This window comes from Streptomyces sp. NPDC033136 (assembly GCF_055578235.1).
In genome coordinates this window covers 62900-78065 of sequence record NZ_JBVIPD010000010.1, presented here as the reverse complement: position 1 = coordinate 78065, position 15166 = coordinate 62900, and the positions used below count along the sequence as shown (strand labels likewise).

Below are 15166 nucleotides of genomic sequence, written 5' to 3'. Positions count from 1 at the left end.
AAAATCTTGAACAAAGTGTTTTGGGTGGGCGCGCTGGGGCTCCCCCTCCCCCTCCTCCCCCCCCCCCCCCCCCCCCCCCCCCCACGCCGGGGCGTGAGACGGGCTCACCTGGATACCCGTCAGGGTATGCCCGAGCACCGTCCCTGCACCGCGCGCAACGAGACTCCGCTGCAACGCGCCGACCGCAACTTCGTCGAGCTGCTCCAGGAACTCCGCGTCACCCAGACGGGCGTACAGATCCTCTTCGCGTTCCTGTTGTCGCTCGCCTTCACCTCGCGCTTCGAGGACCTCGACTCGGTCCAGCGCGCCACCTACGTCGTCACCCTGCTGCTGGCGGTCCTGGCCGCGGCGTTGTTCACCGCGCCGGCCGCGCTGCACCGCTCGCTCTTCCAGCAGGGTGCCAAACCGCGCATCGTGCAGGTCTCCTCACGCCTGGCCACGACCGGACTGGCCGTGCTGGTGTTCGCGTTCAGCGGTTCCGTGCTGCTGGTGGTCGACGTGACCACGGGCCGGATGGGCGGTATCACCGCGGGCGCCGCGACGTTCCTCGTCTGCACGGGCCTGTGGGGGCTGCTCCCGCGGCTCGTACGGCGGGCGGGGCGGCGCGAGGAGGGCGACGGGACCACAGCGACGGAGAGCGCCTCCGAGGCGCCGTCCCGGGACGCCCCGGAGGTTCCCGCACCGCTGCGGCGCACCCTCAGACAGCCGTCGGCGCCACGCGGAGCGGCACCGCACCGAGAGGCGTCGACGCGCCACCGGTGAGGATCCCTAAGACTCCTGGCGGCCCGTCGCCGTCACCGGCCGGGCCGGGACGGTCCACGGGAGTTCGATCCAGATGGTCTTGCCACCCTCGCGCGTGGGGCGGATACGGAGTCTGCCGCCGCGCTCCGCGGTCAGCCAGCGGATGATGACCAGCCCGCGTCCGTTGTCCTGCTGGACGGCGGCGGGCAGGCGTCTGGGGAAACGGGGGTTGCTGTCCGTGACGCCGATGCTCAGCCGTTCGTCGCGGTCGAGTACGACGTCCACGGTGAACGTGGGCGACTGGCCGAAGGTGTGCTGGACGGCGTTGGTGGCGAGCTCGGAGATGATGAGCCGGACGGTGTCGGACACGTCCGTGTCCGCCGGCAGGCCCCACTCCGCCAGCATGCCCACCACGTAGGCACGCGCCGCGGAGACCGAGGCGGGATCGCTCGGCAGAGTGAGGGATGCTTCCAGATGGTCTGCCATGGCGGCGTCGTCCCTTCCCACGGGACCGCAGTCCGACACGGAGCGGATGGTTCGAGTACGGTCCCGGACTGGTGCTTCGTCGCCAGACTGCCACCAGAACACCCCTGAAGGGCGACGATCCACCAAGATATGCATATATCTGTCGCTCAAAGCGGTGAACTCTGCGACGCGAGACCGTATTTGGGTGGCTCGGAAGGAGTAGGGAGGAGCGCCCATGCAGAACGGTCCCGCGGTGCGCCGCCGGAAACTGGGCGCCGAACTGCGTGCGCTGCGCACCGCTGCGGGGCTCACCAGTGGCGAGGCGGCCCGGCTGGTGGGCTGGCACCAGTCGAAGGTCAGCCGGATCGAGACGGGCACGAGCGGGGCGAAACCGGCCGATGTGCGGTTACTCCTCGACGCCTACGCTGTGGCGGACTCCCAACTCCGCGAGCTGCTGATGGTCTTGGCGGGTTCCGACGAAAGCGGCGGACGGCACCACTGGTGGCACGCCTACCGCGGGGTGCTGCCGCCGACCTACCGGGACTTCATCAGTCTGGAGTCCCAGGCCGGCGTGATGCGCACCCTGGAGACCACCGTCGTCCCGGGCCTGCTCCAGACGCCCGAGTACGCGCGCGCGGTGACGAAGGCCGCTGTGGAGGGGCTCTCCGAGGACCGGCTGGACACCCTGGTCGAGGTGCGGCTGGCCCGGCAGGACGTGTTGCGCGCGGATCCACCGCTGGAACTGAGCGCTGTCCTGGACGAGGCGGTGCTGCGGCGGGAGGTGGGAGGGCCCGGCGTCATGGCCCGGCAGCTGGAACGGCTGGTCGAGGCCGCGCGGCTGCCCCAAGTGCGGCTCCAGGTACTGCCGTTCGCGGCCGGGGCACACATCGGGGTCACCGGCCCTTTCGTTATCTTCTCATTTTCGAGCACTTCTGATCTGGATGTGGTTGTTCTCGACCACTTGACGAGTAGCCTCTACCTCGAGCGGAAAGAAGACCTCCAGGCCTACACGGAGGCCTTCAACGCCCTTCAGATCCACGCCCTTTCGCCCGAGGACTCGTTGGATTTCATCGCCGGGACAGCCGCCGGCGCGTAAGGAGGCACCATGCGTGCACTGCCTCGTCACGTCCCCTCAAGCATCGAACTGCACGGTGTGCGGTGGCTGCGCAGCAGCTACAGCACCGGCGCGAACAACTGCGTCGAGACCGCGTGTCCGAGGACCCGGCCCTGGGCCGGACTTCTCGCCGTGCGTGACTCCAAGGTCCCGGCCGGGCCCGCGCTGCTCTTCTCTCCGGAGAGCTGGGCGGAGTTCACGGCCGCGGTGAAACCGTATGTGAAGCCCTTCTGATCAGTCTGACCAGTCCGTGACCAGTCCGTCATCGTGCGGCGCACGGCCGTGTCACGCCGACTCACGGCCGCGTCTCGCCGATCAGCCGTACAGCGCGTTCGATCTGCTCACCGGTCAGGTCCGCGCGGGCGGTCAGCCTGAGCCTGGAGATGCCGTCGGGCACGGAGGGAGGACGGAAGCAGCCCACGGCCAGGCCCGCCGCGCGGCACTCGGCCGCCCAGCGCACCGCGTCCTCGGGAGAGGGCGCCCGCACCGAGACCACCGCGGCGTCCGGACGTACCGCCTCCAGACCCGCGGCGGTCAGGCGCGCATGGAGTTCGCCCGCCACCGCGCGGGCCCGCGCCGCCCGCTCCGGCTCGCGGCGCAGCAGCCGCAGGGCCGACAGGGCCGCCCCCGCGGCGGCGGGGGCGAGTCCCGTGTCGAAGATGAACGTCCGCGCCGCGTTGACCAGGTGGTCGACGACCCGCGCGGGGCCGAGGACGGCTCCGCCCTGGCTGCCCAGCGACTTGGACAGCGTGACCGTCGCGACGACGTCGCCGGCGCCCGCGAGTCCCGCCGCGTAGGGGGCGCCGCGGCCGCCGTCGCCGAGGACACCCAGGCCGTGGGCGTCGTCGACGACCAGCCCGGCGCCGCGCTCCCGGCAGGCCGCGGCGAGCGCGGGGAGCGGTGCCGCGTCGCCATCGACCGAGAAGACCGTGTCGGACACGGCGATCGCCAGTCCCTCGTGCGTCGACAGCGCCTTGCGCACGGCCTCCGGCTCGGCGTGCGCCACGACCTGTGCCGTACCGCGGGCCAGCCGGCAGCCGTCGATGAGCGAGGCGTGGTTACCCGCGTCGGAGACGATCAGCGAGCCGTGCGGGGCCAGCGCGGTGACCGCCGCGAGGTTCGCCGCGTAGCCGGAGGAGAAGACGAGGGCCGCCTCGAAGCCGCAGTGATCGGCCAGTTCGCGTTCCAGCTCGGTGTGCAGGTCGGTGGTGCCGGTGACGAGCCGGGAGCCGGTCGAGCCGCCGCCCCAGACCCGTGCGGCACGGGCCGCGCCCTCGGCGACCTCGGGGTGGCGGGCCAGCCCCAGATAGTCATTGCTCGCCAGGTCGAGGAGCGGCGAATCGGCCGGACGCGGGCGCAGGGTCCGTACGAGTCCGGCGCGGCGGCGCAGTTCCGCCTGCTCGTCGATCCAGCCGAACGCCATGGGGGGTCCTCCGGGGGGAATTTGTAGGCAGTGCACAGACACTAGCGGGGAGACCAGCAGGTCAGTGTGTGGCAATACCCACACCTCGAAGCGACTCTGTTGTACGAAGTCTCCTTGGCCCGGGGCGCCTGAGTAGGACAGGATCGGCTCTCATGGACCTGCTGAACACGCTGGTGGACAAGGGGCTTCGGCGCGAGCGGCCGACCCGTGACGAGGCACTGGCCGTCCTCGCGACGTCCGACGACGACCTGCTCGATGTGGTGGCCGCGGCCGGAAAGGTGCGCCGGCACTGGTTCGGCCGACGGGTGAAGCTCAACTATCTCGTCAATCTGAAGTCCGGCCTGTGCCCCGAGGACTGCTCCTACTGTTCGCAGCGGCTCGGCTCCCAGGCCGGGATCCTGAAGTACACCTGGCTCAAACCCGACCAGGCCTCCGACGCGGCGGCGGCCGGTGTGGCCGGGGGCGCCAAGCGGGTGTGTCTGGTGGCCAGCGGGCGCGGTCCGACCGACCGTGACGTGGACCGGGTGTCCGAGACGATCAAGGCCATCAAGGAGAACAACGAGGGCGTCGAGGTGTGCGCCTGCCTCGGCCTGCTCTCCGACGGCCAGGCGGAGCGGCTGCGCGAGGCCGGCGCCGACGCCTACAACCACAACCTCAACACCTCCGAGGCGACGTACGGCGACATCACCACCACGCACACGTACGCCGACCGGGTGGACACGGTGACCAAGGCGCACGCGGCGGGCCTGTCCGCCTGCTCGGGGCTGATCGCCGGCATGGGCGAGACGGACGAGGACCTGGTGGACGTCGTCTTCTCGCTGCGCGCGCTGGACCCGGACTCGGTTCCGGTCAACTTCCTGATCCCGTTCGAGGGCACCCCGCTCGGCAAGGAGTGGAACCTGACCCCGCAGCGGTGCCTCAGGATCCTGGCGATGACACGGTTCGTCTGCCCGGACGTGGAGGTGCGCATCGCGGGCGGGCGTGAGGTCCATCTGCGCTCGATGCAGCCGCTCGCCCTGCACCTGGCCAACTCGATCTTCCTCGGCGACTACCTCACGAGTGAGGGCCAGGCGGGCAAGGCCGACCTGGAGATGATCGCGGACGCCGGGTTCGAGGTGGAGGGCACCGAGCAGGTCACACTGCCCGAGCACCGGGCCGGAGGCTGCCAGGACGGCGGCGGGGTCTGCGGTTCGGGCGGCGGCGGGGCGTGCGGTTCGGACGCGGAACCGCAGGCCGCCGAGCAGGCCGAACCGCAGGCCGATGAACCCCGTACGGCCGCCGGGCCCCGGACCGACCTGGTCGCCGTGCGCCGCCGGGGCGCCGGGACGGACCTCGCGCCCAATGCCTGAGCCGGCGGTCGCCGAGCTGCTGGAGCTCGACCGGCGGCATGTGTGGCATCCCTACGGGCCGATGCCCGGGCGGCAGGAACCACTCGTGGTGGAGTCGGCGAGCGGCGTGCGGCTGCGGCTCGCGGACGGCACGGGAGAGCTGGTCGACGGGATGTCGTCCTGGTGGTCGGCGATCCACGGCTACAACCACCCGGTGCTGAACGAGGCGGCGCGCGAGCAGCTGGGGCGGATGAGCCATGTGATGTTCGGCGGGCTCACGCACGAGCCCGCCGTCCGTCTGGCGAAGCTCCTTGCCGACATGTCGCCCGAAGGGCTGGAGCATGTCTTCCTCGCGGACTCCGGGTCGGTGTCGGTCGAGGTCGCGGTCAAGATGTGCCTGCAGTACTGGCGTTCGCTCGGCCGTCCCGGCAAGCAGCGGCTGCTGACCTGGCGCGGCGGCTACCACGGCGACACCTGGCAGCCGATGTCGGTGTGCGATCCCGAGGGCGGGATGCACGAGTTGTGGACCGGGGTGCTCCAGCGCCAGGTGTTCGCGGACCCGCCTCCGGCGGAGTACGAGGAGACGTACGCCGAGCACCTGCGGGCACTGATCGGGCGGCACGCCGGCGAACTGGCCGCGGTGATCGTCGAACCGGTGGTGCAGGGCGCGGGCGGGATGCGCTTCCACTCCCCCGCCTATCTGCGGGTGCTTCGCGAGGCGTGCGACGCGCACGACGTACTGCTGGTGTTCGACGAGATCGCGACCGGTTTCGGCCGTACGGGCGCGCTGTTCGCGGCGGAGCACGCGGCGGTGACACCGGACGTGATGTGCGTGGGCAAGGCGCTGACCGGCGGCTATCTGACGATGGCGGCGACGCTGTGCACCGCCCGGGTGGCCGACGGCATCTCGCGGGGTGACGTGCCGGTGCTCGCCCACGGGCCGACCTTCATGGGCAACCCGCTGGCCGCGTCCGTGGCCTGCGCGTCGATCGAGCTGCTGCTCGGGCAGGACTGGCTCGCGGAGGTCAAGCGGATCGAGGCGGGGCTGCGGGAGGGGCTCTCGGCGGCCTCTGACCTGCCGGGCGTGCGGAACGTACGGGTCCTCGGCGCCATCGGGGTCGTGCAGCTGGATCATGCGGTGGACATGAAGGCGGCCACGGAGGCGGCCGTACGCGAGGGCGTGTGGCTGCGGCCGTTCCGCGATCTGATCTACACCATGCCGCCGTACGTCACGGGCGACGCGGACCTGGCACGGATCGCGCGGGCGGTGTGCGCGGCGGCGCGGGAGGGATGACATGCCGGTACTGGTGATCACAGGCACGGGCACGGAGGTCGGCAAGACGGTCGTGACCGCCGCCGTCGCCGCGGCGGCGCTGGCCTCCGGACGTTCGGTGGCGGTGCTGAAGGCCGCACAGACGGGCGTACGGCCGGACGAGCCGGGGGACGCCGCCGAGGCCGCACGCCTCGCGGGCGCGGTGACGGCGGCCGAACTCGCCCGATATCCCGAGCCGTTGGCCCCGGCCACGGCCGCCCGCCGGGCCGGTCGCGCCCCCGTACACCCGCACGAGGTCGCGGAGGCCGCCGCCAAGCTGGCCACCGAGCACGACCTGGTGCTGGTCGAGGGGGCGGGCGGCCTGCTCGTACGGTTCGACGCGGCCGGGGGAACCCTGGCGGACGCGGCCGGGCTGCTGTCGGCACCGGTGCTGGTCGTGGCGCCGGCGGGTCTCGGCACGCTGAACGCGACGGAGCTCACGGCACGTGAACTCCGTTCCCGTGGTCTGGAGTTGGCGGGTGTGGTGATCGGGAGCTGGCCCGCGGTCCCGGATCTCGCCGCGCGCTGCAATCTCGCGGACCTGCCGGACGTGGCCGGAGCGCCGCTGCTGGGCTCGGTTCCCGCCGGCTCGGGGGCCCTCTCCCCCGGGGACTTCCGGGCGACCGCGCCGCAGTGGCTGGCGCCGCGCCTGGACGGCACGTGGGATGCGGAGGCGTTCCGGCTGCGGGAGGCTCCCCGGGCGTCCTGAGCGTTTCGGCGGGCGCCGCGGTGAAACCGCCACGGACGTGATCGCGTGTTGAACTACGTACGTGATCACCTCCGAAGGGAACTCGGTGCACACGAAACACCCACACCCGTCCCGCCGCACGGCCCTCGCGCTGGGTGCCGCCGCCGCTCTCGCGCTGAGCGGCGGCACGGCCCACGCCTCACCCGGCACCGGCGGCGTCACCGCACGGCTGAGGGAACTGGAGCGCGAGCACACCGCCCGGCTGGGCGTCTACGCCCGCAACCTGCGCACGGGCCGGACGGTGGCGTACCGGGCCGACGAGCGCTTCCCGATGGCCTCGGTGTTCAAGACGCTCGCCGCCGCGGCCGTCCTGCGCGACCTCGACCGCGACGGCGAGTTCCTGGCCAGACGCGTCCACTTCACCCAGGACTACGTCACGCGGTCGGGGTACTCCCCCGTCACCGGGCAGCACGTCGCGACCGGCATGACGGTCGGCGAACTGTGCGACGCCACCATCCGCTTCAGCGACAACACCGCCGGCAACCTGCTCCTCCGGGAGCTGGGCGGGCCGGCCGCGATCACGCGCTTCGCCCGCTCGACGGGCGACGGGGTCACCCGGCTGGACCGCTGGGAGCCCGAGCTCAACAGCGCGGAACCGTGGCGCGTGACCGACACGACCTCCCCGCGCGCCATCGGCCTGACCTACGCGCGCCTGGTGCTCGGCGACGTGCTGGAACCCCGGGACCGGGCACGGCTCACGGACTGGCTGCTCCGCAACACCACCAGCACCGAGAAGTTCCGCAAGGCCCTGCCCTCCGACTGGCTGATCGCCGACAAGACCGGCGGCGGGCGGTACGGCGGCAACAACGACGTGGGCATCACCTGGCCGCCGGACGGTCCGCCGATCGTGCTGTCGGTGCTGACCACCCAGCCCGAGGAGGACGCCCCGGCCGACAATCCGCTGGTGGCCCGGACGGCCGCGCTGCTGGCGGCGGAGCTCGCCTAGCGTGGCCGCCGACCGCAGAACTTCCCGGGACGCCTGGCTCGCCGGCGGCGCGGCCGGTGCCGCCGGTCTGCTGGCCCTGCACTCCGTCGTGCCCAACGGGATCGGTCGTCTCGGGAGCCTGCTGGAGACGTTTCTGCCGTGGCTGGGCGTGGCGGTGCCGGTCCTCGGCTGCCTGGCCTTGCTCGCGCGGTCGAGGGCGGGGCTGCTCGCCTGCCTGGCGCCCGCCCTCGTCTGGCTCTGGATGTTCGGCGGGACGTGGTTCTCCTCGCCCCCGGGCCGGTACGACCTGACCGTCGTCCAGCACAACGTGGCCGACGACAACGCCAACCCCTCCGGCACGGCACGCGCCCTGCTCGCCACGCGGGCGGAGCTGGTGGGCGTGCAGGAGCTCACGCCCACGGCGCGGCCCGCGTACCAGGACGTGCTGGGCGCGTCCCACCCGCACCGGGCGGTGCACGGCACGGTCGGGCTGTGGTCGGCCTGGCCCCTGTCGGACGTGCGGCCCGTGGACATCCGGCCCGAGGGCTTCCCGGAGAGCTGGCGGCGCGGGCTGCGGGCCACGGTGTCCGCGCCGGGCGGGGAGATCGCGGTGTACGTGGTCCATCTGCCGTCCGTCCGGCTGGGCCCGACCGGCCTCGCCTCGGCGGCCCGCGACGAGAGCGCGGCCCTGCTCGGGGCCCGGATCGCGGACGACCCGGCCGACCGGCTCCTGGTCGTCGGCGACCTCAACGGCACGGTGCACGACCGCGGACTCGGTCCGCTCACCTCCCGGCTGGGCGCCCCGCCCTCGGGGTTCGCGTTCAGCTGGCCGGCCGCCCTGCCGGTGGCGAGGATCGACCAGGTGCTGGGCAGGGGCGTCGAGGTGACGGAGGTGTCGGCGCTGGACGCGACGGGAAGTGACCACCGGCCGGTGCTCGGCCGCGTACTCCTGCGGTAGCGGCAGGGGTGCGCCGAGCCGGTACGGGGGACAATCGCGGTAAGGCCAGCCTCGTCAGGGAGGTCCCCATGCCGCTCCGCTCCGGGAAGGTGCCGCGGGACGCCGTGCACCATCCAGTGTTCGCGCGCTGCTACGCCCGGGTCAGCGTCACCGCCGAGACCCGGATGGGCATGGGGAGGGTGCGCGAGAGACTGCTCGGCGGGCTGTCCGGGCGGGTGATCGAGATCGGCGCGGGCAACGGGCTGAACTTCGCGCACTACCCGGGCACCGTCTCGGAGGTCGTGGCGATCGAACCGGAGCGGCGGCTGCGGCAGTTGGCCGTGGAGGCCGCGCTGCGCGCCGAGGTACCGGTGGACGTGGTGCCGGGGGTGGCCGAGGCGCTGCCGGTCAAGAGCGAGGGTTTCGACGCGGCGGTGGTGTCGCTGGTGCTGTGCAGTGTGCGGGACGTGCCTCGGGCGCTCGGGGAGCTGCGGCGGGTGCTGCGGCCGGGCGGTGAGGTCCGGTTCTTCGAGCATGGCAGGGGCGGCGGCCGTGCGATGACCTTCACCCAGCACGCGCTGGACCGGACGGTGTGGCCGGTGCTGAGCGGGGGCTGCCGTCTGGCGCGGGAGCCGGTGCGGTCGCTGCGGGACGCCGGGTTCGAACTCGGCCCCTACCGACAGGTGCTGATGCCGGAGCAGGGGCCGGTGCTGCCCAGCTCGTACTGCGTGCTGGGCACGGCGTGGCGCCCGGTCAGCCCCTAGGCCGCGCGGTCACAGGCTCCACTGGCGCAGTTCCTGCTCGATGTCCCGTACGGACGCCTCGCCGCTCTTGACCAGCCGGGCGAGGTCGCGGACCTGCTCGGGCGAGGTGACGACCTTGGCGCCACTGGCGACCAGGTAGGCGTAGGCGACGGCGGAGGCGAACAGCGCGTTGGAGCGCTCCAGCGCGGGGACGTGGAGGAGGAGCTGGAGCAGCGCGGCGGCGCGGGCGTGCGGGCTGTCGTAGACGGGGACGTCGAATATCCGGGCCCGGTGGCGTGCGACGGCGGCGACGAGGGCTCCCCAGTCGGTGACCTGGGGGTCTCCGGGGGTCTTCTGCTCGGCGAGCATCAGCAGCCAGGCGAGGTCGATCTCGAGGTTGTCCAACGGTTCAGTGACGACCTTCGCGCGTGCCCTCGCCCTGCGGGCCGAACTCCTCGGCGAAGACGGACTCGTACTGCTTCATGAAGTCGGCGGCGGCCTCCACGAAGGTGTGGCCGACCTCGCCGGTGTCCTGTCTGACCAGCTCCTCGATGTAGCGGTTGACGCTCATCCCGCGGGCCAGGGCGCGCTCGCGGGCTGCGCGGGCGGTGCCCTCGTCGACGCGCACGTTCAGCTGGGTCTTCGCCATACCTCGACGCTAGCGCGGAGGTGCTAGCACCGGCAAGGGCGGGTGTCCGACCCGCGGAGGATGCCGAGTGTGGGCCGGGTCACACTACGCTCGGCGGGAGCACGCAAGACCTGGACCGAGGAAGACGAGAACGGCCGAGAAGCACCCGCACGACACTTGAGGAGGCGGCCTTGTCCACACCTGCTGCGGAGCACGCTCCCGGCCTCGCGCCGGCCGACGGGATCGCGGCCCGCGCCCGCGGTCTGACGAAGGCGTACGGCTCGGGCGAGACGACCGTCCTCGCGCTCGACTCGGTGGACGTGGACATCGTCCGCGGCCGGTTCACCGCGGTGATGGGACCGTCGGGCTCGGGGAAGTCCACGCTGATGCACTGCCTGGCCGGGCTCGACACCGTCTCTGCCGGTCAGGTGTGGCTCGGCGACACGGAGATCACGGGACTGAAGGATCGCGAGCTGACGCGGCTGCGCCGGGACCGGATCGGGTTCATGTTCCAGTCGTTCAACCTCATCCCGACCCTGGACGCACTGGAGAACGTCACCCTGCCCATGGACATCGCGGGCAAGAAGCCCGACGCCCAGTGGCTGGACCGGGTCATCGACACCCTGGGCCTGAGGGACCGGCTCGGGCACCGGCCCTCCCAGCTCTCCGGCGGGCAGCAGCAACGGGTGGCCTGCGCGCGGGCACTCGCCTCCCGGCCCGAGCTGATCTTCGCGGACGAGCCGACCGGCAACCTCGACTCGCGCGCCGGTCTGGAAGTCCTCGGCTTCCTGCGCGAGGCGGTGGACCGGCTGGGTCAGACCGTCGTCATGGTCACCCACGACCCGGGCGCCGCCGCCCACTCGGACCTGGTGCTCTTCCTCGGGGACGGCCGGATCGTGGACGAGATGCCGCAGCCCACGGCGGAGGCCGTGCTGGAGCGGATGAAGAGGTTCGATGCGATCCGCACCCGGTCCGAGGACAGCGCGGCATCCGCCGAGGAGAACTGATCCCGTGCTCAAGGCGACCCTGAGAAGCTTCCTGGCGCACAAGGGGCGGCTGCTGCTCTCGGCACTCGCCGTCCTGCTGTCCGTCGCGTTCGTCACGGGCAGCCTGATCTTCTCGGACACGGTCAGCCGTACGTTCGACCGGTTGTTCGCCACCACCGCGGCCGATGTCACGGTCAGCCCGAAGGAGGACCTCGACGAGGCCGTGCCCTCGGGCCGGACGGCCACCCTGCCGGCCGCGCTCGCCGCCCGCGTCCGGCAGGTCGAGGGGGTCGCCGCGGCCCGCGCCGAGGTGGAGGTGGGCGGCCTCACGGTCACCGGCGGGAACAACGAGCCGGTGAGCCCGACCACCGGGGCACCCACGCTCGGCTACGCCTGGAAGCCCCACGAGCGCAGCCCCGTGGAGCTGACCTCCGGCCACGCCCCGCGCGGCCCCGCCGAGGCGCTGCTCGACTCGGAGACCGCCGACCGCGAGGACGTGCACATCGGCGACACGCTCACCGTGATCGCGCCGCCCGGGTCGTTCCAGGTCCGGGTCGCCGGCATCGTCACGTTCACCACCACCAACCCCGGCGCCGCCCGGATCTACCTCGACGCCCCCACCGCGCGGACGAAACTGCTGGGCGACCCGCGGGCGGCCACCAGCATCTCCGTCGACGCGGCGGAGGGCGTCGGCGACGAGCGGCTCAAGCAGCGCGTGGCCGGCGCGCTCGGTGCGCACGCCTACGACTTCAGGACGGCCGATGAGCAGGCCAAGTCGGACGTCGAGCAACTCGGCGGCTTCCTCGACGTCATCAAGTACGTGATGCTCGGCTTCGCCGGGGTCGCAGTGCTGGTCGGCGTGTTCCTGATCGTCAACACCTTCTCCATGCTCATCGCGCAGCGCACCCGCGAGCTGGGCCTGCTGCGCGCGCTCGGCGCCGACCGACGCCAGGTCCGCCGCTCGGTGCTCACCGAAGCCCTGCTGCTCGGCCTGGTCGGCTCCACGCTGGGACTGGCCGTGGGCATCGGGCTGGCGGCCGGGCTGATCGAGCTGATGGGCCTGGTCGGCATGAACATCGACGCCGGCGAGATGGCGATCGGCTGGGTGACGCCCGTAGCGGCGTACGTCGTCGGTCTCGGGGTCACGTTCGTCGCCGCGTACCTCCCGGCGCGGCGGGCCGCGGGGGTCTCGCCGATGGCCGCGCTCTCCGACGCCGAGGTCGCGGGGGTGGGCCGGCCGCTGCGGGTGCGCGCGGTCGCGGGTGCGATCGTCGGGGTGGCCGGTGCGGCGGCGCTCGTGGGGTGCGTGGTGTCGGAGCGGACGTCGGCGGCGGCGTCCCTGCTGGGCCTCGGTGTGGTGCTGACCCTGATCGCGACGGTGATCGCCGGTCCGCTGCTGGTGCGCCCGGTGATCCGCGTGCTCGGCGGGGCCTTCCCGGCGCTGTTCGGGCCGGTCGGCCGGATGAGCCAGCGCAACGCGCTGCGCAACCCCCGGCGGACCGGGGCCACCGCCGCCGCCCTGATGGTGGGGCTCGCCCTGGTCGGCGGGATGTCGGTGGCGAGCGAGTCGATGACCGCGTCGTTCGACCAGCAGATCGACAGGACGCTGGGCGCCGACTACGTCGTCCAGAACGCCAACTTCCTGCCGTTCCCGGAGGAGGTCACCGACGAGGTGCGCGGCACCGAGGGCGTTGGCCTGATCGTGCGCGGACGGTTCACGCCGGTCGCGGTGCGCCTGCCGGGCGGCGACCGCGTGGAGACGACCGCCGCGGGCTACGATCCGCGGCTCGACGAGGTCGCCAACATCACCTACGCGCGAGGGGACTCCGCGGCCGCGCTCGCGCCCGGGCACCTCGCCATGGACCGGGACTTCGCACGCGACCACGGCGTGCGGGTGGGCAGCACCCTCCCGGTGGAGTTCCCGGGCGGACGCTCGGCCGAGCTGACGGTCGGCGCCCTCACCGACCAGGACTCCGCCGAGGGGTTCGGGACACAGGGCGGTCTCTACTTCGGCCTCGGCACCCTGGAGCGGTACGCGCCCGGCGGGCAGGACTCCGCGCTGTACGTCAACGCCGCTCCCGGCACGAGCGACGACGATCTGCGCGCGAACCTGGAGAAGGCCCTGGCCCCCTACCCGCAGGTGCAGGTGCGGGACCTGGCCGACTACAAGCAGCTGGTCCGGGAGCAGATCGCCGTCCTGCTGTACCTCGTGTACGCGCTGCTGGGACTGGCGATCATCATCGCGGTGCTCGGCGTGGTCAACACCCTCGCCCTGTCGGTCGTCGAGCGCACCCGGGAGATCGGGCTGCTGCGGGCGATCGGACTGGCCCGGCGTCAACTGCGGCGGATGATCCGGCTGGAGTCGGTGGTCATCGCGGTGTTCGGGGCCGTCCTGGGGCTCGCGCTGGGGCTGGTGTGGGGCGTGTGCACCCATGAGGTGCTGGCCCTCCAGGGCATGACTGCCCTCGCGATCCCGTGGTTCACGGTCGTCGCGGTGGTGGTCGGCTCGGCGGTGGTCGGGGTGGTGGCGGCACTGCTGCCGGCGCTGCGCGCCTCACGCATGAACGTACTGGCGGCCATCGCGCACGAGTGAGGGAACCGGGGCACACTCAAGTGGCTTTCCTGTGAGGTGCGGTCATGCCGCGCGCCCGTTCCCCTCGGGAGCCATCCGCTCGAACCGGCGTCCGCCGGGGCCGGTTGGCTGAGCCGCCGTGACCTCGGGGTGTTCGGCGAGGTGACCGTTGCGAAGCGGGCGGCGCGGACCAGAGCGACGAGGTGCGGTGACCGACCTCCAGCGTTCCCGGGCTGACCCACCGCTGTCCGAGGAGGCGGGCGGCTGGCTGCTTCCGCCCCCCGTTCGGCAGCGAGGGCGCCGCGGACATGATGTGGGGTGGCGCCGGAGCGCCGTACTGGCTGACCGCCCGGAGGACCTGGCTGAGCGGAGGTTCGACCAGGCGACGTTCACCCGGCAAGTGCAGCTGATGCCCACTGCGTGGGATTGCTGCCGGCGCCGCTGCGGCCGAACAGGGAGACGAAGCCGCCGACGAGTAGCCGAAGGACGCAGGTGATCGGCGGGACCATCAGGGGCTGCCGCTCCTGCCGGTGACGGTGAGCGGCCCGCGATGTCCACCCTCGGCGCGGAATCCGTTCGCCAGGCAGACCGGCGCTCTGCTTGGCTCACCTCCATGAGTGATCTTCGCATCCGCTGCGCCACCCTCTCGGACATCGACACCGTGCTGCGGTTGTGGCGCGAAGCCGCGGAAGGAACGAGCATCAGCGACGACCACGACGGAGTGGCCCGTCTCATCACACGAGACCCCGAAGCCCTGCTCCTCGCCGAGCGCGACGGCATCCTCGCCGGCACCGTCATAGCCGGCTTCGACGGATGGCGATGCTCCGCCTACCGACTGGCCGTACACCCCGACCACCGACGGCAGGGCATCGCCACCGCCCTGCTGGAAGCCGCAGAACAACGCTTCTCCACCCTCGGCGGCCGACGTGTCGACGCCATGGTCCTTGAAGCCAACGAACAGGCCCACCACACCTGGGCTGCCGCTGGCTACCATCGCGAGGGCCACTGGCGACGCTGGGTCAAGCCCCTCACCGACCAGGCGCCGCCACTCGCTGATCCCCGGGACCCGGACGTCCCGCGGTGATCTCGGCCTGGGACGCGGTGCTCTCGATCCCGAAGAGGACTTTGCCCATCCTTTGCTCTTGACTGGCCACTCGGTTCTGCATGAAAGGTTGTGAACGTTCGCCCATGGGCGAGCCGCCCCGTGCGCGACACCGCGCGTCCCGCGCCGTTCTGGAGAACCA

16 protein-coding genes are annotated in these 15166 nt (G+C 72.4%); 12 read left to right on the top strand and 4 right to left on the bottom strand.

Annotated elements, in window-relative coordinates; all coding sequences use genetic code 11:
- Positions 1–126: 126 nt before the first annotated feature.
- The gene (locus tag ACZ5TL_RS20190; RefSeq protein WP_468591349.1) at positions 127–762 is read left to right on the top strand and encodes a DUF6328 family protein; all 636 of its coding nucleotides are present in this window, start codon (positions 127–129) and stop codon (positions 760–762) included.
- A gap of 6 nt (positions 763–768) precedes the next feature.
- Here the strand turns inward: ACZ5TL_RS20190 and ACZ5TL_RS20185 are convergent, their stop codons facing one another.
- Entirely contained in the window at positions 769–1227 is a 459-nt protein-coding gene (locus tag ACZ5TL_RS20185) for an ATP-binding protein (RefSeq protein WP_468591347.1), read from the bottom strand.
- A gap of 214 nt (positions 1228–1441) precedes the next feature.
- On the opposite strand from ACZ5TL_RS20185, the gene ACZ5TL_RS20180 reads away from it, so the two are divergent.
- Positions 1442–2302: a helix-turn-helix domain-containing protein gene (locus ACZ5TL_RS20180; protein WP_468591346.1), complete on the top strand. Its 861-nt coding sequence runs from the start codon at positions 1442–1444 to the stop codon at positions 2300–2302.
- Between the two features lie 9 nt (positions 2303–2311).
- Positions 2312–2554, top strand: coding sequence for a DUF397 domain-containing protein (locus tag ACZ5TL_RS20175; RefSeq protein ID WP_468591345.1), 243 nt, complete (start codon positions 2312–2314; stop codon positions 2552–2554).
- 61 nt (positions 2555–2615) lie between these two features.
- Here ACZ5TL_RS20175 and ACZ5TL_RS20170 read toward each other — a convergent pair whose 3' ends face one another.
- Complete coding sequence (locus ACZ5TL_RS20170) at positions 2616–3743, bottom strand: 8-amino-7-oxononanoate synthase (protein ID WP_468591344.1); 1128 nt, start codon at positions 3741–3743, stop codon at positions 2616–2618.
- Between the two features lie 152 nt (positions 3744–3895).
- On the opposite strand from ACZ5TL_RS20170, the gene bioB reads away from it, so the two are divergent.
- The 6 genes from bioB (at position 3896) to ACZ5TL_RS20140 (ending at position 9757) form a co-directional block, all read left to right on the top strand.
- The gene (gene bioB, locus ACZ5TL_RS20165) at positions 3896–5092 is read left to right on the top strand and encodes a biotin synthase BioB (RefSeq protein ID WP_468591343.1); all 1197 of its coding nucleotides are present in this window, start codon (positions 3896–3898) and stop codon (positions 5090–5092) included.
- Complete coding sequence (locus ACZ5TL_RS20160) at positions 5085–6365, top strand: adenosylmethionine--8-amino-7-oxononanoate transaminase (RefSeq protein WP_468591342.1); 1281 nt, start codon at positions 5085–5087, stop codon at positions 6363–6365. The genes bioB and ACZ5TL_RS20160 overlap by 8 nt, the downstream gene beginning before the upstream one ends.
- Position 6366: 1 nt before the next feature.
- A complete protein-coding gene (gene bioD, locus ACZ5TL_RS20155) occupies positions 6367–7092 on the top strand; it encodes a dethiobiotin synthase (protein WP_468591340.1) in 726 nt (241 codons plus the stop codon).
- 61 nt (positions 7093–7153) lie between these two features.
- Positions 7154–8077 carry a class A beta-lactamase gene (gene bla, locus ACZ5TL_RS20150; protein WP_468591339.1) on the top strand — a complete coding sequence of 308 codons (924 nt, stop codon included), beginning with the start codon at positions 7154–7156 and terminating at the stop codon, positions 8075–8077.
- Position 8078: 1 nt separating this feature from the next.
- On the top strand, positions 8079–9014 hold the full coding sequence (locus ACZ5TL_RS20145) for an endonuclease/exonuclease/phosphatase family protein (protein ID WP_468591338.1): 936 nt from the start codon (positions 8079–8081) through the stop codon (positions 9012–9014).
- Positions 9015–9082: 68 nt separating this feature from the next.
- Entirely contained in the window at positions 9083–9757 is a 675-nt protein-coding gene (locus ACZ5TL_RS20140; RefSeq protein ID WP_468591337.1) for a class I SAM-dependent methyltransferase, read from the top strand.
- 9 nt (positions 9758–9766) lie between these two features.
- On the opposite strand, the gene ACZ5TL_RS20135 is transcribed toward ACZ5TL_RS20140, so the two are convergent.
- Both ACZ5TL_RS20135 and ACZ5TL_RS20130 read right to left on the bottom strand, forming a co-directional pair.
- Positions 9767–10141, bottom strand: a complete 375-nt coding sequence (locus ACZ5TL_RS20135) for a fic family toxin-antitoxin system, toxin component (protein WP_468591336.1) — start codon at positions 10139–10141, stop codon at positions 9767–9769.
- Positions 10142–10145: 4 nt separating this feature from the next.
- Positions 10146–10385, bottom strand: coding sequence for a toxin-antitoxin system HicB family antitoxin (locus ACZ5TL_RS20130; protein WP_468591335.1), 240 nt, complete (start codon positions 10383–10385; stop codon positions 10146–10148).
- 170 nt (positions 10386–10555) lie between these two features.
- On the opposite strand from ACZ5TL_RS20130, the gene ACZ5TL_RS20125 reads away from it, so the two are divergent.
- From ACZ5TL_RS20125 to ACZ5TL_RS20115, 3 genes are all read left to right on the top strand, one after another.
- A complete protein-coding gene (locus ACZ5TL_RS20125; protein ID WP_468591334.1) occupies positions 10556–11371 on the top strand; it encodes an ABC transporter ATP-binding protein in 816 nt (271 codons plus the stop codon).
- A gap of 4 nt (positions 11372–11375) precedes the next feature.
- Positions 11376–13943, top strand: a complete 2568-nt coding sequence (locus ACZ5TL_RS20120) for an ABC transporter permease (RefSeq protein WP_468591332.1) — start codon at positions 11376–11378, stop codon at positions 13941–13943.
- Positions 13944–14535: 592 nt separating this feature from the next.
- The gene (locus tag ACZ5TL_RS20115) at positions 14536–15006 is read left to right on the top strand and encodes a GNAT family N-acetyltransferase (RefSeq protein WP_468591330.1); all 471 of its coding nucleotides are present in this window, start codon (positions 14536–14538) and stop codon (positions 15004–15006) included.
- Positions 15007–15166: the final 160 nt, after the last annotated feature.